The sequence below is a fragment of the Paenibacillus agilis genome (assembly GCF_007786455.1).
GTDB lineage: Bacteria > Bacillota > Bacilli > Paenibacillales > Paenibacillaceae > Paenibacillus_B > Paenibacillus_B agilis.
On record NZ_VNJK01000001.1, the window covers coordinates 3,296,718 to 3,315,990 of the forward strand.

Sequence of the window (19,273 nt, forward strand, 5' to 3'; positions counted from 1 at the left end):
ACTCAACATCTGTGATCGGACGAGCGAGTCATCATGACACCAATGTATTCGGTACAACCCTAAAATATCCCACCCACTGAAATGCCTCTTAAGTTTTGGCGGAAAATATGGCATCATAGAGGAAGCATGTAACGAGATAGGAGAACCAATTATGGCATTAGACGGAATCGTAACACGCGCACTTGTCCATGAACTAACACAAGCAACAAGCGCTCGAATCAATAAAATACATCAACCGACTGAACACGAAATCATTTTTCACCTTCGTGTAAAAGGTCAGAACAAAAAACTGCTCTTATCTGCAAATCCGACTTATCCGCGCATTCACTATACGGAGCAGACACACAGTAATCCAGCAGAACCACCGATGTTCTGCATGCTCATGCGCAAACATTGTGAAGGCGGGTTTATTGAACGGGTTGAGCAGGTAGAAATGGAACGGGTCGTTCGGATCGTCGTTCGACAACGAGATGAACTTGGAGATGAATCAGTAAAGGTCATCATTATTGAGTTAATGGGACGGCATAGCAATATTATTTTGATCGATCCTGCATCTAACCAGATCATTGATGGTATTCATCATCTTACCCCTGCCATCAACAGCTATCGGATCGTTATGCCCGGCTTCCAGTACACGGCTCCACCAGAGCAGCATAAGCACAATCCATTAAAAATAGATAAGTCGGAATTTAACGCTTTGTGGCAGCAAACAGTAGCGCCGATTACGGACGAGCAAGAACCTGCGAAAGCTTCCGCTTGGCTCGTACAACATATGTCTGGCATTAGCCCACGTATTGCTGAGGAATGGGCATACCGCTCCAACTTGACCACGGTGACGGAGGATAGTGATAGCGAGCAGGCTTGGACAGCATTTGAGAGCATCGTCCAACAGCTGCGAGACCATCAATATAAGCCGCAAATCATCGAAGCTGAAAGCGGGCGCACATTCTTCTCGGCGCTTCCTCTTACACATTTGGATGGCGAGGTTAAGCAGTACGAAGAGATGAGCACATGTATGGAAGCATTCTATGGTGACAAGGCTGTACGCGATATGGTCAAACAGCGTGTAGGTGACCTAGCACGCTTCTTACAACAAGAACGAAATAAAAACGAGAAGAAAATAGCAAAGCTTCAAGAAACACTAGAAGACGCGAACGATGCTGATCGCTATCGTATTATGGGTGAGCTGCTATTCGCCTCCCTGCATCAGTTGAAGCGCGGTGATAACGAGATTGAATTAATGAATTTCTATGATGAAAATGGTGCGATGATAAACATCCCGCTAGATCCACTGCTGTCTCCTTCAGACAATGCACAGCGTTACTTCAAACGCTATAACAAGATGAAGAACAGTATTCTAGTCGTAGAAGAGCAAATACATGAGGCAGGAGAAGAGATTCGTTACTATGATAATCTCTTGCAACAATTGCAGGATGCAAATATTCAAGATGCGCAAGAAATTCGCGAAGAACTTGTAGAGCAAGGCTTGCTGCGCGATCGTTCCAAGCGTACGAAGCGTAAGCGCAAAGACAATCGCCCAACCGTGTATACGTATACGTCTTCCGAAGGCATTGCAATTCATGTGGGCAAAAATAATATCCAAAATGAATATGTCACTAATCGTTTGGGAAATCCAAATGATACATGGCTGCATACGAAAGACATTCCAGGATCTCATGTCGTCATTCGCAGCGAGCAATTTAGCGATGTTACGCTAGAAGAGGCTGCCCAATTAGCTGCTTATTTCAGCCAAGCGAAGCATTCTAGTCTTGTCCCAGTAGACTATACGCTGATACGTCATGTTCGTAAGCCGAACGGCTCCAAGCCAGGCTTCGTCATTTATGAACGGCAGAAGACGCTGTTCATCACGCCTGATGCAGATCGAATTGCGAAGCTTCCGCTGCACGTGAAACAAAGCAGCAGTTAGCACGAGAATAGTAACGCACGGAAGCGTTCCATTCAGTCGATATATGCTGAAAAGCTGCAAAAGCTGCTTAACAATAAAAAGGTGCCCTGCAAGTGAAACTCTTGCTTGGGCACCTTTTTATTTATATTTTCGTTTACTTTATCGCTTTCCCGCAGATACGCACTCTATCTGACGTGTACTAAATTTGAAAACGAAATTTATGTAGATTGTTTAGATTGTCTAGGTTGTCTAGATTACTCCCAATTATGCAGTTATCGCATGTACCAACGTGCTCATGAGCTTACTTACGACTATCAGCAATTACTCGCAATGACTCCACAATCCCCATACCTATTCGGCGGCTGCCTAGCGCTCCATGGAACACTTTCCCTTGTCGAGCACCGTGGAAATCGGACCCTGCTGTTTTCAACAAACCATATGCATCGGCCATTTCGATATAGCGGTTTACATCTGCATCTGTATGGTCCGAATGCCATACTTCAATTCCATCTGGTTGAATCTCTCGCACGATACGCTCAACCAGCACATCATCACCATATAAGCCAGGGTGTGCCAACACGACCGCTCCCCCTGCTTCACGTATCCAATTCGCTGCCGTAAGCGGAGTTATACGCGGAGGATTGACGTAGGCCAAACCTTCTTTGCCCAAATATCGGTCAAAGGCCTCTTTCATATTCGCTACTACACCACGACGCACTAGGGCATCAGCCATATGTGGACGACCAACCGTCTCCCCTTCTTGCAGTGGATTCGGCAGCTCAGCTATTACCTCTTCCATCGTCAACGGAATACCAAGTTCGGTTAACCGAGCAACCATCATTTCATTGCGCACATCGCGTGTTTTACGTAATTCGAGCAAATGGTCGACAAAGGACTTATCTTCTGGATTCACATAATAGCCTAGGACATGAATATCTATGCCTTGCTCCACTGTACTTATTTCAACACCTGGAATCAGGTGAATGCCAATTCGTTTCGCCTCTAAGGATGCCTCCGCAAGACCAGCCGTCGTATCATGATCGGTAATCGCAATCGCGTCTAGTCCCGCTTCCTTTGCTAGTCTTATATTTTCTAATGGGATACATACACCGTCGGAAGCAGTTGTATGCGTATGCAGATCAGCCCCACCGTTGCGCTGTGGAACACCAATTCGTTCAAACTGTTGTTCAAGTTCAACCATTTCGATCACTTCCATCCATTCTTATTCGTCAATCGGTTGGCGCCAGTATTTCCGGAACAATGCTCTGTTGACGCAAATACGTTAGGAAAGCCATTGCTGGCCAAGCTAGCATACTATCCTTCAGTTGAACGGCATAGAACTTGCGTTTAAAAGATATGCCATCGACAGGGATTGCCGCTACTAAGCCTAAGGAACACTCATGCCGCACAGCAGATTTGGACATAATCGTGACACCGAGCCCGCTTTCTACCGCTGATTTAACAGCACCTGTACTGCCCAACTCCATTACGATCCGCAGCGATGAGAAGCCATGACCATTGCCTTGAAGCGCATTTTCCATCACTTGTCTCGTACCCGAACCTTGCTCTCTCAATATAAAAGCACAAGTCAATGCTTCTTCTAAAGCAACTGAATCTCGTCCAATAAAAGGATGACCCTTTGGTACGACAAGAAACAGCTCATCCTCCATAACCTCTTCTGTTATCATATCAGGGTCATTTACCGGCGCTTCCACTAAACCAAGATGGAGCTGATGCTGTCGAATACCTTCAACAATTTGTGTCGTATTCATTACCCCCATACTGATGGTCATCTCAGGATGAGAAGTTATAAAGGTCCCAAGCAATGGAGGGATGACGTACTCTCCTATCGTCAAGCTCGCCCCTAGCTGCAATTTGCCATGAAGCTGCTTCGTAAAGAGCGACATTGCTTCCTCTGTTGCTTGTACGAGATCAATAGCCTGTTTCGCATATGGGATCAGCGTTCTTCCAGCGTCAGAAAGCTGCAGCTTCTTAGTAGAACGATGAAACAGCTTCGTTCCAAAATAGTCCTCTAAACTTTGAATTTGCATCGTTACGGCGGGCTGAGTCATATGAAGTGCTTGAGCAGCTGCCGAGAAACTGCTCTTCGCAGCTACTGTGTAAAAAATATGTAACTGATGGAAACTAACTGCCATCGAATCCGCCACCTTCTAATCACATTGCTTTCCATTATATCACACTGTACTATCAAAACAGTCGACCCATACCAAAAAGCCGCATTCCAAAGAATGCGACTTCAACAATCATGAGAGTCGTTGCTGCACCGATAAGAGATGCAAACAGGTAGAACATAATTATACAATCGTAGAGCTTCCTCAAGAGAAACTAAAGTGCGTAACTTTCAGTTCTTCTCATCGATGCTTGCGACTGTTCTTCACTAATGTCATACGCCTTGAATGACGTAACCAAGAGTAATATGACTTCAAATCACGGAGTTCAATAGTTTGTGACATGCGTCCAAGATAGGTTACAACTACCATCTTCGTCATTGGCGTTCCTGACAAATCCAGATCTCGCTCAGACTCAACTAGTTCCGCAACCATCACGATATCATCATCGATCAGGTAAACATCCTCTTCTTGGCGGTAATATGAGGTAATCCGGTTCGTCTTCAAACAGTCCCACATAAACGAAGCAATAGCTTCCATATCCTGCGTCTCCGACGCAATACGGTCATTCCATCGACTACGTGCGTGATTCGTTATTATGATGTCTGAAATCTTCTTATCGCCGAGCAAGACATAGAACGGTTCATACGTACTCCAGCGTTCCATTACTTTGTCTTTCACCGGATACCACTCTCCACCACATAGGTCTTTATGTCTATGTATATTTACCCGTTATATTACAGGAAGTATAGGTCGATCACAAGTTCAAAACAATCATTTATGGGTGTTTTTAGAAAATCTTTAACTTAAATGATCAAATTAAGACACATATAAAAATGGAAACCGCTTTCGCACCTAGCGAAAACGATTTCCATTAAATTAACGTTAGATCTAGAAAACAATGTAATCTTAGTTGAATTGTGGTGGTTACTCTTATTTTACTTACATGCCGTAAAAACGAGTTTTTTCTTCGAACTCATTGCTGTACTCTGTCTTAATCTCATTGCGATAAGAACGCTCAATCTTTTTCACATAGTTCAAGCGCTTCAAATTTTTAACCGTATCTTCCGCACGATCTGCATTAACATACAGTACTGCATAGTGCATTTTACGCGAAATATAGTGAAGAGAACCGTATTTCTCCAGATTGCGAGCTGCTTTTACATCGCTCACCCATATAATATAGCCTGTACGTTGTGGAAACATATTTTCCCCCGCTTTCCATCGTAACTTCAGCTGTTTCCTTACTAGGCATCGCTGTTTCCAATATCTTAAGGCAATACCAACCTACTGTTATATATCTAGCCGCAGCTTGAGCAACCGCCACTGCATCCTCCACTAGAACAACCGCCAGTTGGCTGCAGTGCGTTGCTTGGTACCTTGATCGATTCAGATACAGAGTGAGCAATGACTTTAGAAAGTTCATATAACATCTCATCAAGCTGCTCTTCCGCACGTTTGAACTGTTGAACTTCTTCTATCTCGTCAAGCTTCTGCTCAATGGCAAATACCGCATCTCTTGCAGTATGATAATCAGGGTGAAAATGACCGAAACGCTCTGTTTCCTCGAATAAATCTTTCTTCCGAAGAAATTCACGTTTTAACTGCTTAACCTCTTCATGCTGCTCCATCCGCTGTTTCCAAGTTAAATAACTCGTTAATTCAGCAGAATGCTTAATCATATCCCCCAGCTCATAAGCTTCCGTTAACAAAACAGTCGTATCTGCTTGACCGCTCTGCTCGGGATACTCCGATTGTGACACATGTATATGTGGCATGACTATCACGCTCAATTCTTGTTATACTTGATGCTGTGTCTTCCTTACAACCACTCTGGTACGAGGAGACGAACACCTTCCCATTGACTCGGCATCAGCGACTTGCGTACTAATCTGGAATCTTCATTGATATGCGCTTCAAGAGCGTAATCCATATCAACCTGTCCATACAACCGGATCGGGACGACTCGAAGGAGTTTGCCATTCTCTTTAATTTGCAAGGCTAGCTTCAACTGAATCGCTGTCTCCACAATTTCCTTCATTGTCGAGGCATGGTAAGTGCGTACTTCTTTCGTCCACATGAGAGGCAGCCCAATGTAAGACGACAGCCATGACTCATCTCTACGATAAGCCATATCCATTTCATAATACTGCAATGAACTGGGACTGTAAACTATTCCATTCATTGTCGATATATTCTGGAAGTTCTTCGCAGATCTATCACTTGCTGTTGCACCAGTCTCAAGCGACTCATCATCCGCCCCATTACTATCTGCAGATCCACATTCAACATCATCATCATTTCTCCAGTTTTTGAGCAGCGGCAAACCAATTTGCTCCATGACCGCTCTTATCTGTTCTACTTGAGCACGATCAACAACAAATGCAGTAGAGCCAATCTTACTAACCTTTCCTTTGAGTCTTCCCTGTTCACACTCTTGCTGGATAAGAAGCGCTGCCGCTTCATCTTCACAGCGAAGCAGCACCACTTCACTAAACCACGCTCGACCATATTGCTCATTCCATCGTTCCCATGCATCGATAATATTTTCCGGAATGCCGGCCAGCGCATACTGCTCTAAGAAATCCTGCTGTTGTTTACGAGTACGTCCAGCATCAATCGCTGCTTGAAAGGAGTCTTTTGTCAATCTATACATATGCATCCCACTAGAAGACGTGTGCTCTGCGATTTGCTCCAACTGCCAACGAATAAACAAAGGACAATCTGGAGGAGCTATAATTTCAAAATCAGGCTGCACGAAAAATCCACGGCCGTCTTCCGTCTGCTCGTCCACATCATCCTCACTGCTTATTAGCCATTTATACCAAATTGAACTGTCTGACGCGGTACGGAGCTCACACCAGCCAAAACTGTGAAGAGCATGTAACCAAGCCTTCATTGTTTCAAGCTGTGACTGTTCCTCATCAAGCCAACCGCTTTCTTGCAACTGCTGCACAACGGACTCTGATCGAACCCACTGCCCTTGTCGACCGGCAGCCCTTAAAGCATAGAATAGATGCTTCGTCTCGGCATTTGCTACTGTGTAGTGCTGACCAACAAGCAACCATACCGCTTCGTTCCATTTTTGAATTGGCTGCTGAAGCCAAGCATATAATTCATCCCTCTGGATAGAGAAGGACTGGGTGTCTTTGCGGATCAACCCTAAACGCATCGCTAAATCTATACTGATGGCTAGCTTAGGCGATACAGCTTCGGCAAATGCGTAGCTAATCCTGCAAACCCCCAGCGATTCATTAGTCATTTGAAGTTGAGACTCCAGCCTCTGTACCGTTCGTTTATGAAGCGTGCCCTTTGCCGTTACTGGCAATCCTTCGTTAGCCGTAAATACGAGCAAACGGAATAAATCGTTAATGACACCCAGCCCTGGTTCTGAGTCGGCAAAAAAATCTATATGCAGCTCTTCAGCAGATTCTGTGGCAGCCGAGTCCAAGACATATTGAAGAACCTTTACATAAACGTCAACAGGTACTACATATAAACGTTCTCCCCAAGCTTTACGGAATACGGCTAACAATCCTGCCTCATACCATATAGGAAGTGCTGCCATAATTTCAGCTGCCGCGGCATCCGCATGCTGCCATGACTCTATCATTTCCTCATGGAATGGAAGCGGCCCTGCATGCTTTAACAGATGCACATAGAGCTGCTGTAAAGAAGGCGGCAACTGTTGAATCGTTTGCAGTACCAATTCAGGTGCAGCGGAGAATTTCTGCCAGTTTATATAAGGAGCAAATCCTCCATGAAGTGTATCGCTCTGCCCTGTTGTTCCCGCTTTTGCTATGTCTACGATTTGAGCAGCTTGTGATTCAGCTCGCGCCGCTAACTCCGATGTGTGCACTACTTTTGCCTCCTTCTTCACTTACGGCATATTGATAACCCTGTTCAACAAGAAATAGCTGACGCTTCATCGCATCCTCTACTTCTCTTGTCCCTGATGATACAACGGTATAGAAATAGGCAGCTCTTCCATCCTCTTTAGGACGAAGCAATCTCCCTAAGCGCTGCGCCTCTTCTTGCCGGGAGCCGTATGTCCCTGATACTTGAATCGCAACCGTAGCGTCCGGTAAATCAACTGCAAAATTAGCTACCTTCGAAACCACTAGCACACGCGCTTCACCTTTGCGAAACGCCTTATAGAGACGCTCTCTTTCTTCTTGCTTCGTTGCTCCCGTTAAAAGAGGAGCCCCTAGTTGCTGTGCAAGTTGATGCAATTGGTCCAAATATTGACCAATTATAAGTGTAGGTGCTTCAGCATGCTGCTCCACGATACGTTCAACGACCGTCATTTTCTCCGGGCTCTCAGCTGCTATTCGGGCCTTCTCCCGTGAAGCGGCTAAACGATATTTATCCCAAGAGGCTTCATCCATAGGCACCCTGATCTCATGACAAGCGACCGAGGCGATCCATCCCTGACGCTCCAGCTCTTTCCAAGGCAGTTCAAACCGTTTGGGACCGATCAGTGAAAATACATCACGCTCACAGCCATCCTCACGAATCAAGGTAGCTGTAAGGCCAAGGCGACGAGTCGCCTGCAAATCTGCAGTTGTTCGAAATACGGGGGCAGGAAGCAGGTGCACTTCATCATAAATAATTAAGCCCCAGTTGCGCTGATGGAATAATCCCATATGAACCCATTCTTCAGCTTCATCTCGGCGATACGTCATCATTTGATAGGTCGTAATTGTAATCGGCCGCACTTGCTTATGCTGGGATGTATATTCACCTATTTGTTCCGACGAAAGCGTCGTTTTGCTTAGTATCTCTTGTTTCCATTGCTTCACAGATGTTGCATTCGACGTTACAATTAAAGTCTCGCTCCCTAATTCAGCTATCGCACCAATGCCAACGACCGTTTTCCCTGCTCCGCATGGCAATACGATAATCCCATCACCGGCTATTTGTGTCGTGGTACCGATATAAGCCTCTACAGCTGAATTCTGATAAGGGCGGAGAGAGAATGGATATTCACCTAGCTTTCCTACCAGCTCCACCTGCAGCGGCTCTCCATCGTTATAGCCTACACGATCTATAACCGGATACCCAACACGGGCAAGCTCACGCTTCACTCTACCTCGATGCCTCGCTGCAATTTGAACACTACCAGCTACTGGCCTGCCAATGAACATCGTACCGATCTCTGGGTCATTCATGAAGGATAGAAGACGTGCTTCTTCTGCACACTTAAGTATGAGCACATCCCCTTCATCATCCCCCTCTAAAACGAACAAGCCGTATCGATCCATCCACATCGCAATTTCTTGTTTCACCTTCATAGGCACTGCCCAAGTCGCATACTTATCCAGCACTTGAATCACATCTACTATACTTCGTCCTGAAGCAGCAGCATTCCACAACGTCAGTGGTGTCATCTTGAATGTATGTATGCCTTGCGGATGCTTAACTAAAGATGAAAAACGCTGCAGCTCTTCTCGTATCTCATCATAGCGCTTGCTCCCATCATGGACTAAAATATTCATATCTGGCTGAACAGCCAATTCAAACGCACTCTTGCTCATGCCGTTCCTCCTAATACATATAAAAAAATCACCCTCACCCTACGCAGCACTTCAGGCAGCTAGCTCACCAGAAGAAACGCATACACTCAGGAGAAAGATGATCGTGTTAACCGAATTCCTAATCATTAATGCGTATACGACGACTCCGAAATTTCACTTAATGCATGTCCCGCCTCATTAACAAGCGGCGTTCGAACAGCTAAATCGCCTAATGCGACAATCCCTTCTAATCTGCCGTTATCAGTAACGAGCAAGCGGCGTATTTGTTTATCTGACATCAACGCAGCAGCCGTCTCGATAGATGCATCTGGTGCTACAGCTATAATTTCTTCTGTCATCACATCTCGGATCCGAGCTGAATTAGGTCTTTTTTCTGCTACACCGCGAACGACAATATCTCTATCCGTTACAACGCCGACAACAAGCCCTTGATCAACGACAGGGACAAAGCCGATATTATTCTCCTTCATCATAACAGCTGCTTCATACACATTATCCAGCAGCGTGAGCGTAGAACAAGACGTAGTCATTACTTCACGAACGATAGTCATAGCCTATTCCTCCTGATGATACACTCTGCTAACAATGGTTATCATCCCCTCAAAGCTATGCCATCATTCACCAATGACTTCTAATCCACCCTTATACATTCACACGGACTTCACAGTATTTCTGTTCTAATGCCTTCAACGCTGTCACGCCAAGCAACTCTGCTGCTAGAATCATAGCTCTCTCATCGAAATCAAACATTGGATGATGATGAGGATATTTCGCTTCTTGCTCATTTCCAGCGCCTACTAGCATGAATGAGGCAGGTATATGCTGACCATAGTATGCGAAGTCTTCCGCAGGCATCATTTTCTCAGCTACTTCCAATGATGCTTCACCAAACTGTTCTATAGCCACTGCACGCATACGCTCCGTCTCATTCAAGTCATTATTCAATGCAGGATATCCACGTCGAATATGCAGGTCATAAGAAGCACCATACATCTCGCAAACATGCCGTGTAATATGTTCCACTCGTTCGATTATCTGCTCCCTAACAACTGGACTGAACGAACGAAGCGTACCATTCATAATAGCTCGATCTGCAATAATATTTTGGGTTTGCCCTGCTTGCAACGTCCCAACAGAGACAACAGCGGGCTCTAGCGGAGAGAGATGACGGCTAACAATCGTTTGCAATTGCTGCACGAGGGCAGCACCAACGACTACTGCATCAATGCAAGTATGTGGCATTCCGCCATGTCCACCCTTGCCATTTATCGTTAAGAAAAAGTCATCTACTGCAGCCATCATTGGACCCTCACAAATGGCTAGCTTTCCATACGGGATCGGTGTCCAAAGATGGACCCCATAAATGGAAGAAACGCCATCTATTGCGCCATCTTTAATCATCTGCTGGGCTCCACCAGGACTAACCTCTTCAGCCGGTTGAAACAACAGACGCACCTGTCCGCGCCATTTGTCTCTATTCCGCTGCAGTACATTCGCTATAGCCAACAATGTGGCCATATGCCCATCATGACCGCATGCATGCATCGTCCCAGGGACGGTCGATACATACTCACATTGCTTTTCATCTTGTATTTCCAGCGCATCCATATCAGCACGCAAGGCTACAATAGGAGCACCTTCATGTTCATCTGCCAAAATATCAGCGACTATACCGTGACCACCAACTCCACTACGATAGGCAATACCCATAGCCTCTAGCTGCTGCGCAATGAAGTGAGCTGTTTGCTCCTCATGATAAGAACGTTCAGGATGCTGATGCAAATATCGACGCCACGCTATCAGCTGATCATTCAGTTCTAGCAATTGTTGATTGAACCAATTATAACTCATCCTTACTTCCACCTTTCTGCTGGTACAAGTTTTGTTTATGTATGTGACTGTTTATTGTGCAAACACGACTTCTTACCTTACGCATTCGCCTATAAATGTAGATTATGATATATAGATTGCCTATTATTGTAACATAATCTTTTTCTTTTAACGGACTATATTATCAAAATGAAACGCATTCTTTTTTGTTAAAAATCTCTATCTTCGCCCCTTCCCTACTGGGATATCTTGCGGTTGATGTAGAAACATACTATCATGGAATGGAGGTTGAACTAGACGTTAGTAGAATAAGGGAGGAATCGGCACATGATTATTGACAACTCCGGCCTTAATGGGCTTGTATCGGACTTAGCACACATTGACGAAGTAAGTGAATCACTTGGTTTCGTTCGCTGGCAATGGGAATATTACCGCGCTACATATGATTTCAAGATCGAAGACAAAAAGAGCGGCGAAGATTACTATTTGCGCATTAACACAAGAGTTAAAGAAGGCAAGCTGGAAAAGCCTGACGCTTTGCTCGAAATCGAGCACGTGTATATGGGGAGAGCTACTTTCCCACACGGCTTGGATTATGAAACACCAATCCCTCAACCGATTGTCAATGCGGCTACAGACAAGCTGTCTGCACTAAAGCAAGCTCTGAGCGCATAAGAGGACTATTTTGAATCGGACGACTTACAAATCCATCAAACCAGCTAAGCCAACTAAACGTCAGTCACCTCAGAAACTGCAGCTTAACCGTGGCACGCCGGATTTCACGATGCTTGCACTCACATTACTACTTGTCGGTTTCGGAATCGTTATGATATTTAGCGCAAGCTCTAACGTCGCAGCTGTTTCTAAATCGATGAACTTCGATGCCCTTTACTTTGTAAAGAAGCAAATGATGTGGGCTGTACTTGGTACCATTGCGTTGCTTATAACGATGAACATACCGTACATGTTTTTCAAAAGATGGTTTATGCCATTTTTCCTAATCACCCTTCTTATGCTTCTTCTTGTTCCATACGTTGGAGAAGAGCGTAATGGAGCGCGCAGTTGGTTTGGGATCGGGGGCTTAGGAATACAGCCTACTGAGGTAGCAAAAATAACACTTGTGTTATATTTGTCTGCTCTAATCGCCAAGAAAGGCGAGGGCTTCCGTAATTTTAAGACAGGCCTGTTCCCCGTCATGATTATCGTCGGCGTTGTTGTCGGCTTAATTATGCTCCAGCCTGACTTTGGCTCTGCTGTTATTCTGACATTGACAGCAGGTGTCATCGTTATCGCAGGGGGCGCCAATTTGAAGCATATATTCAATTGCTTTATTGTCGGTGTGCTAGGGATATTAATTGTATTAGGCGTTAATGCCTTGATCTCAGGCGGAAGCCCATTTTCATCAGGGTATCAGATGGACCGGATCAAATCCTGGCTGGATCCATTCTATGATCCTCAGCACGCCAGCTACAATCTTCTACACTCGTTGAAGGCTATCGCTCATGGCGGTTGGTTCGGCACCGGATTCGGGCAAAGTATACAGAAGCTGTTCTATTTGCCTTATCCTTATAATGATTTTATTTTTGCTGTTATCGCAGAAGAACTTGGCTTTATTTTTACATCCATCTTTTTGCTTGTTTACGCCTACTTTATTTGGCGCGGTCTATTAATCGCTCTACGCTGTCCTGATATTTTCGGCACACTAGTGGGGGTTGGTATTATGGGCTGTATCGCCATCCAGGCATTCATAAATATCGGCGGTGTAACTCGAACGATACCGATTACAGGTGTTACTTTGCCATTTATCAGTTACGGTGGTTCATCTCTACTTATCACGATGACAAGCATCGGTATACTACTTAGTATTTCCCGTGAGCAGAGTCGCGTAGAGCAAGCATCTGAGCGAAGATCGTCCCAATCCCGTACACAAAAAAAAGACTACAGGTCTATCAGACCTCTGTAGTCTTTTTTTTCTTTAGCGTACAACGCGCTGAATTTCATCTAATTCTTCATCTTTGAAGGCAACGCCCTCAACCTTGATGTTCACTTCCACAACAGTTAACCCTGTCATGTTCTGCACAGCTTCTCGAACAGTTAGTTGAAGCTGGCGACATACTTCATGAATTGGCATACCATACAGTACAACAATACGCAAATCGATCGCTGTCTCTAATTGACCTACTTCGACTGAAACCCCTCTTTGTACATTCTTACCTGAAAGACGCTTAGCCCATCCTTCTGACAGGCCTCCTGACATCGCAGCAATACCTGGAGTTTCAAGGGCAGCAAGTCCTGCAATGGTGGAGACGACATCATCTGATATCCGAATATTCCCCTCTTGATTCATCAACTGCTCTTCCGTCATCGTCATCCTCCTCCTTTTCCATTTGATAATATTGTAACGATACTGAACGCCGAAATCAAATGTTGAACCTGCAAGATTCAAGAAGAGGAACCTTATCAATACTGCATCATTCAAAAAAGCTTGGGCGACTATAGCCACCCAAGCTTCGTTACGAAGAAGATACCGAACGGTTTTCCAATGCTTCGTATAGTGTTGCCAAATTCCGTTCCAACTTGCTGACAAGCTGCTTGCCTGTCTGCTCTTGCAATAGACCCGCTTTTACAGCGAAGTCGACCTGGCGAGAGAACCCGTACATCTGCGTGTCCAACACTTCCTCATAGAGAGGACAGTAGCGTGTAGCCAAGTTCTCCATCTGAACTTGAATCAGCTTCTCTATTTGATGCGCCTCATCTTCCAACAGGGCGAGCGCTCGATCGTTCAACTGTTGCAGCACATTCGACGATGTCATATCTAATTCCCCCCTATGACCTGAGGTCACGATTGTTCTATTATCATATTAGACGATCATGACATTGAACACAAGATGTAGGAATGGAAAAAGCCGAGAACGAATTACGTTACTCGGCTTTTGTGTACTTTGTTATATAGAATAACTATTCCACAATGTTAATGTTAAGGCCGTGCTTTTGGAACACTTCTACCATTGTCTTCTTCGCTTCTTCAGCATCCGGGCCATGAACATGCAGTTCATAAGCGTGGCTGTTCACCAACGTTGTGAACAAGCCTAGGATACTCTTAACATCGATATACTTATTTTCTGCTTGAAGCACGATGGAAGAACGGAAAGAGCTCGCCTTTTGTGAAATTTCCACGACTGCAGCATTGTTGTCTGCCATTGTAATCCCTCCAATATCAAACTCTGTGCACATGAGTGTTTGCTAATTCCATCATACCTTGAATTTATCTCCAGATGCAAGGGAGAAGCGCAGTAATTGGCCATTTTACAGATAGAAATTTAAACCTTATTTGCTTGCTTATTTCAAATTATCTGGATTGAGAACGTCTAGTTCAGGAAGAACGAACAAGCCGTCTTTACGTACTAATACATCATCAAAATATATTTCCCCGCCGCCATACTCTGGGCGCTGTATCATAACGAGATCCCAATGAATAGACGAACGATTTCCGTTATCTGCCTGCTCATAAGCTTGTCCTGGTGTAAAGTGAATACTGCCCGTAATTTTCTCATCAAATAAAATGTCTTTCATCGGATGAAGGATGTATGGATTCACACCAATTGCGAACTCTCCAATGTAGCGAGCACCTTCATCAGAATCTAGAATTTCGTTCAGACGTGTCGTATTGTTGCTTGTTGCCTCCACGATCTTGCCGTTCTCAAAACGGAAAGATACATTTTCAAACGTTGTGCCGCTATATAATGTTGGGGCATTGTATGTGATCGTGCCATTTACAGAATCTCTTACTGGTGAAGTGTAAATTTCTCCATCTGGAATGTTAAGCTTGCCTGCGCACTTCACGGCTGGAATTCCTTTGATCGAGAATGTCAAATCCGTTCCCTTACCTACTAAACGCACACGATCCGTTCGCTCCATTAGTTCTTTCAAGCTATCCATGGCCCGATCCATTTTCGTGTAGTCTAATGTACATACGTCAAAATAGAAGTTCTCGAACGCTTCTGTCGATGTATTCGACAGTTGTGCCATCGACGCGTTAGGATAGCGCAATACGACCCATTTCGTACGCTTAACGCGCTCTTCCATATGTACTGGATGTGAATAGAAAGACTCATACAGCTTCATTTTGTCTGCAGGAACATCAGACATCTCATTCACGTTCTCTCCAGCACGAATGCCAATATAACCGTCCATACGCTGCATACGAAGCAAATCGTATTCTTTCCATGTTTCCATTTGCTCCTTCGTTGCATTCATCAGCAATGCCCGCTGAACTTTGCGGTCCGTAAGCTCAACATGAGGGTGTCCGCCGCGCTTCGCAATTTCATGAACTAAACATTCAACGAGCTCTCGCTCGGAACCAATCATTTCAACTAAAATATGCTCACCGGGTTGGACATCAACGGAGTATTGCACTAAATTTTCTGCTAATTTCTGTATTCTCGGATCTTTCATACACATGCTCCTCCTCTAGTTCGCCTTTGCTGTTAAAATTGCGCTTATACAATCTTATTAACTGTTGGTTAACTTTGCCGCAATGACGATATTGTACCATGTAAGGAGCCAGAAGTCAGCGGAATTGCGTAAACTTCGCCGTTGTTCGAATCGCTTCTTTATAAGGAATTCCTTGCTGTCTATACACAACATCCATCTGACCTTCGATTCGATGTGGGAGCTGAGATTTTCGGTCTATCCATACATAGTAACTTGCCTGCACTTTCGACTCTTGGAGCATCTGGATAAAAGTATTTCGATAGCTCTCAACTTGGTTATAAAGGAGAGCTTGCAGCGCTTGCTGTTCTGCCTCTGAACGATTTTCTTTGCCTTGCGACCATATTCGACTTGGTACAACTGCTGTTTCGAACTCTTCCAACATTCGCTCGTTAAACACACGCTTAGCCTCATCAGGCTCTAGATCAACACGTACAAGTATTTCCGGGCGCTCAGCTTCTGATGAAGAGCTTTCAGCATCATTCCCAACCGCAGCAGCCATAGTTGAATCCACATAGCTTACTTTTTTATGAGACGTACGAATATCCGTTAGCAGTCGAATTGGATTCCAGCGCTTCGGAGTCGTCTCCGCATACTCCTGTCGAGTCATTTTCATATGGGTGCTCCTATGATTATGAACCTCTCCTTGGAACCGAATCGTCTTCGTCTTCAATTGACGCTCTCCAACTTTTAGCTCGCCTATACCCTCGAAAAAGAACTGATCTTTGCCTGCCATCCCACTGATAGCACGAGTTAGAACCTCCTCAGGCGGTTGAGAGAACGGCGCCTTGCACCCTACCAGCCCAGCCATCAGCAGCAGGGCAATTCCTACGTTTATTATCCGCTTCCAAACTGTGCAGCCCCTGATCCTCAACATAGGGGACCCCTCCATTCCTGAACGAAGACAAATAACGGGATGAGCACATAGACTCATCCCGCTTAGACTCACTCATATGAAGGGCAATTATACATGTTCTTCGCCAGACGCAATTTGAATCACATTGCGCCCTTTTTTCTTCGCTTCGTATAATGCCATATCTGCTCGATAAAATAACGTTTCGACACTTACCTTTTCATCCTGCCAGCTCCACTCTGCAACTCCGCAAGAAACCGTTACCTTCGGATCCGTCTCCTGCTCTACACGATTGCGTATGCGTTCAGCAACTTTCTTCGTTTGAGTCGTATTAAGCTGAGGCAAGTAAACCGCAATTTCCTCGCCCCCCCAACGTGAAGCAATATCGGTTTCTCTTATGGAAGAGCGAATAATATCACTGACTTGAACGAGTATTTTATCACCAATCTGGTGACCAAACGTATCATTAACCTGCTTAAAGTAATCAATATCAACAACGATTAACGAGCCACAAAAATCCTTTTGCTGCTGTCGATTCACTTGCTTGTCCAAATAATGCCTTGCATACAAGCCTGTCAGTTGATCTTTATTCGCTAGATGCTTAACACGATCATGCAGAGTCGCATTGGCTATCGCAAGACCTAGATGTGCGCTTAGCATTTGCAACAATTTGAAATTATCGTACGTAAAGAAATGAGGACGTTTATCGGCAACCGCCACAATCCCAACTAATTCGCCGCCACTAAACAGCGGTGCGGCAATAATGGAGCGCAATCCTAAATCCTCAATCATTTGAATGCGTTCAATATGATGATCTTCACTGTCTGAAATAATGACTGGTTCACGCAAGTTAAGTACGTACCCAAACAATCCTTTTTGAGTAGAGTACGACGTCCCCACATATTCAGCCATATTAGAAGAAACAACTTCAAATAAGGACTTGTCCTCATTAAGCTGCAGCAGCATGCAGAAATCAGCATGAAATACTCGCAGCAATTCATGCATTGCATCGTCAAAAACATCACGCAAACGCAGACTCTGATTAATGCGCTTCGTTAGTTCATTAATAAGACGAAGCTCTTGAATAACATTGTTGGCATGTTCATGCAGACGCGCATTCTCGAATGCCGTACCAGCTGTTTCGATAATAAGCTCGATAACTTGGAGATCAGAAGTTTCGGGCTGCTCTTGTGCGAAAATTAGCTTCAATACACCATAAGATCCTTGTTTCCCATTAAGGGCAAAAGCAACCTCAAATCCGGAATCAGAGTTGGCGGTGCATGTTTCCCCTTTCATAAAGGCCTCCATTACGATTGGATCGCCCCAGGACTTGAACACTAACGCTTTGACATTAGGATTCTCACTGCGGTGATCTTGGGACAAATATACCTCTACAACCGTATCTGGCACTAGTCGTTGAATACCCTCTATAATCTGTGATAGAACAGAATCAACATCTATCCGATCATGAATATGGCGCATCACATAATACAGCACTTCTCGCCGCTCTGCTTCTCGTTCTGACATGCGGTGTGTATGATACATCTCTTCTACAAACAAATGCTCGAACTCGCGATAAAAATGGGTTCTTAGTGCATACACCCAACCTTCTAAAGCAAATGAATGCAGCATATCCGACTTATCGCATACAAATAGAACGATACCAATCAATTCTTTTGTATATCGGGAAAGGATAGGAAACGCAGCTGCCTTCTCCGCATACTCCGTCTGTTCGTCCCAGGCTGGTTTGCGGTTGGATTGTACACGCTGTACAAGCTCCTGCAATGACTTACTTGCTTCTAGCTCATTCAGCTTGTCGGAACCTTCCAAACATTCACCTTTATAGTCATACAGCAACACACAATTCAGATGCTTGCGTATTGATGGCGGGATTTCTAGCAGCCATTGGATATATGCGGTTTGTATAAGAGAATGCGTGTACGGCAAATCATGCAGCGTGACATCACGTTGCAGCAACCAATGTTCTGGGCTTCGATCAGATCCAGAACTACGCTTCCGATTCTGTTGATAGTTGGCTATCAAGCCAGCATTGCTCTGAGGATGGAGTCGACGTTTCGTCATTTCCTTCTCCTTCAAACGCTATAGTCTCTTTCATTAATCATACAATAGATTACCGTGAAAAGGTACTACATCCCATCATGCGCACAAAACTTTTTAGGTCATAAGAACTATATTCGAGATGTAGAAATCCGTATACTTCATCTATGAATTGGAAATCCTAAACCTAATGCTGTTCGATATGTAAATTAGTAATGATATACTTTCGCTTGAAAAATTATCCTACATTAAAACTAATCATAAATATGTCATGATTTCAAGATAATTTTTCAACTTATTGTATGTTTAGTTTCACAATCTGGAACTTGACATATCTCGGTCTCATCTTATAGAATTACTTGATGTATATGGGCGAATCTGTGTCACCCTCATGAATCTCATAGCAGGCATAGCTGCGGCTGAACATCTGTGCCTGAGCAAACTCAATCGAGATAAAACGATTGTATCT

General features: G+C 44.5%; 18 protein-coding genes. 3 read left to right on the plus strand and 15 right to left on the minus strand.

Annotated features, from left to right (window positions below; genetic code table 11):
• Nucleotides 1-151: 151 nt before the first annotated feature.
• Nucleotides 152-1,927 carry an Rqc2 family fibronectin-binding protein gene (locus tag FPZ44_RS14570; RefSeq protein WP_144991279.1) on the plus strand — a complete coding sequence of 592 codons (1,776 nt, stop codon included), beginning with the start codon at nt 152-154 and terminating at the stop codon, nt 1,925-1,927.
• 280 nt (nt 1,928-2,207) lie between these two features.
• On the opposite strand, the gene FPZ44_RS14575 is transcribed toward FPZ44_RS14570, so the two are convergent.
• The 9 genes from FPZ44_RS14575 to FPZ44_RS14615 all read right to left on the minus strand — a co-directional run bounded on the left by FPZ44_RS14575 (nt 2,208) and on the right by FPZ44_RS14615 (nt 11,423).
• Nucleotides 2,208-3,107: a PHP domain-containing protein gene (locus FPZ44_RS14575; protein ID WP_261378332.1), complete on the minus strand. Its 900-nt coding sequence runs from the start codon at nt 3,105-3,107 to the stop codon at nt 2,208-2,210.
• Between the two features lie 28 nt (nt 3,108-3,135).
• On the minus strand, nt 3,136-4,062 hold the full coding sequence (locus FPZ44_RS14580; protein WP_144991281.1) for a LysR family transcriptional regulator: 927 nt from the start codon (nt 4,060-4,062) through the stop codon (nt 3,136-3,138).
• A gap of 216 nt (nt 4,063-4,278) precedes the next feature.
• Nucleotides 4,279-4,716: a hypothetical protein gene (locus FPZ44_RS14585; RefSeq protein ID WP_144991282.1), complete on the minus strand. Its 438-nt coding sequence runs from the start codon at nt 4,714-4,716 to the stop codon at nt 4,279-4,281.
• Nucleotides 4,717-4,977: 261 nt separating this feature from the next.
• Complete coding sequence (locus FPZ44_RS14590) at nt 4,978-5,241, minus strand: YlbG family protein (protein WP_144991283.1); 264 nt, start codon at nt 5,239-5,241, stop codon at nt 4,978-4,980.
• Between the two features lie 95 nt (nt 5,242-5,336).
• Entirely contained in the window at nt 5,337-5,813 is a 477-nt protein-coding gene (locus FPZ44_RS14595) for a YlbF/YmcA family competence regulator (protein ID WP_144991284.1), read from the minus strand.
• A 44-nt stretch (nt 5,814-5,857) separates the two neighbouring features.
• On the minus strand, nt 5,858-7,894 hold the full coding sequence (locus tag FPZ44_RS14600) for a helicase-associated domain-containing protein (RefSeq protein ID WP_144991285.1): 2,037 nt from the start codon (nt 7,892-7,894) through the stop codon (nt 5,858-5,860).
• Nucleotides 7,863-9,572, minus strand: coding sequence for a DNA repair helicase XPB (locus FPZ44_RS14605; protein ID WP_186786058.1), 1,710 nt, complete (start codon nt 9,570-9,572; stop codon nt 7,863-7,865). The genes FPZ44_RS14600 and FPZ44_RS14605 overlap by 32 nt, the downstream gene beginning before the upstream one ends.
• 125 nt (nt 9,573-9,697) lie before the next feature.
• Entirely contained in the window at nt 9,698-10,123 is a 426-nt protein-coding gene (locus tag FPZ44_RS14610; protein ID WP_144991286.1) for a CBS domain-containing protein, read from the minus strand.
• Between the two features lie 91 nt (nt 10,124-10,214).
• A complete protein-coding gene (locus FPZ44_RS14615) occupies nt 10,215-11,423 on the minus strand; it encodes a M20 metallopeptidase family protein (protein WP_144991287.1) in 1,209 nt (402 codons plus the stop codon).
• A gap of 306 nt (nt 11,424-11,729) precedes the next feature.
• Between FPZ44_RS14615 and FPZ44_RS14620 the strand changes: the two genes are divergently transcribed.
• Together FPZ44_RS14620 and ftsW are read left to right on the plus strand one after the other, a co-directional pair.
• Nucleotides 11,730-12,077 (plus strand): YugN family protein, encoded by a 348-nt coding sequence (locus FPZ44_RS14620; RefSeq protein ID WP_144991288.1) that lies wholly within the window; start codon nt 11,730-11,732, stop codon nt 12,075-12,077.
• A gap of 109 nt (nt 12,078-12,186) precedes the next feature.
• Entirely contained in the window at nt 12,187-13,365 is a 1,179-nt protein-coding gene (gene ftsW / locus FPZ44_RS14625; RefSeq protein ID WP_144991861.1) for a putative lipid II flippase FtsW, read from the plus strand.
• A gap of 12 nt (nt 13,366-13,377) precedes the next feature.
• Here the strand turns inward: ftsW and FPZ44_RS14630 are convergent, their stop codons facing one another.
• From FPZ44_RS14630 to FPZ44_RS14655, 6 genes are all read right to left on the minus strand, one after another.
• Nucleotides 13,378-13,767 carry an Asp23/Gls24 family envelope stress response protein gene (locus FPZ44_RS14630; protein WP_144991289.1) on the minus strand — a complete coding sequence of 130 codons (390 nt, stop codon included), beginning with the start codon at nt 13,765-13,767 and terminating at the stop codon, nt 13,378-13,380.
• A 148-nt stretch (nt 13,768-13,915) separates the two neighbouring features.
• On the minus strand, nt 13,916-14,215 hold the full coding sequence (locus FPZ44_RS14635; RefSeq protein ID WP_028595754.1) for an Fpa/YlaN family protein: 300 nt from the start codon (nt 14,213-14,215) through the stop codon (nt 13,916-13,918).
• A 145-nt stretch (nt 14,216-14,360) separates the two neighbouring features.
• Nucleotides 14,361-14,603, minus strand: a complete 243-nt coding sequence (locus tag FPZ44_RS14640) for an HPr family phosphocarrier protein (RefSeq protein ID WP_144991290.1) — start codon at nt 14,601-14,603, stop codon at nt 14,361-14,363.
• A gap of 138 nt (nt 14,604-14,741) precedes the next feature.
• Complete coding sequence (locus FPZ44_RS14645) at nt 14,742-15,857, minus strand: aminopeptidase (RefSeq protein WP_144991291.1); 1,116 nt, start codon at nt 15,855-15,857, stop codon at nt 14,742-14,744.
• 115 nt (nt 15,858-15,972) lie between these two features.
• Nucleotides 15,973-16,770 carry a hypothetical protein gene (locus FPZ44_RS14650; RefSeq protein ID WP_144991292.1) on the minus strand — a complete coding sequence of 266 codons (798 nt, stop codon included), beginning with the start codon at nt 16,768-16,770 and terminating at the stop codon, nt 15,973-15,975.
• Between the two features lie 87 nt (nt 16,771-16,857).
• Nucleotides 16,858-18,828, minus strand: a complete 1,971-nt coding sequence (locus tag FPZ44_RS14655; RefSeq protein WP_144991293.1) for a sensor domain-containing diguanylate cyclase — start codon at nt 18,826-18,828, stop codon at nt 16,858-16,860.
• Between the last annotated feature and the right edge of the window lie 445 nt (nt 18,829-19,273).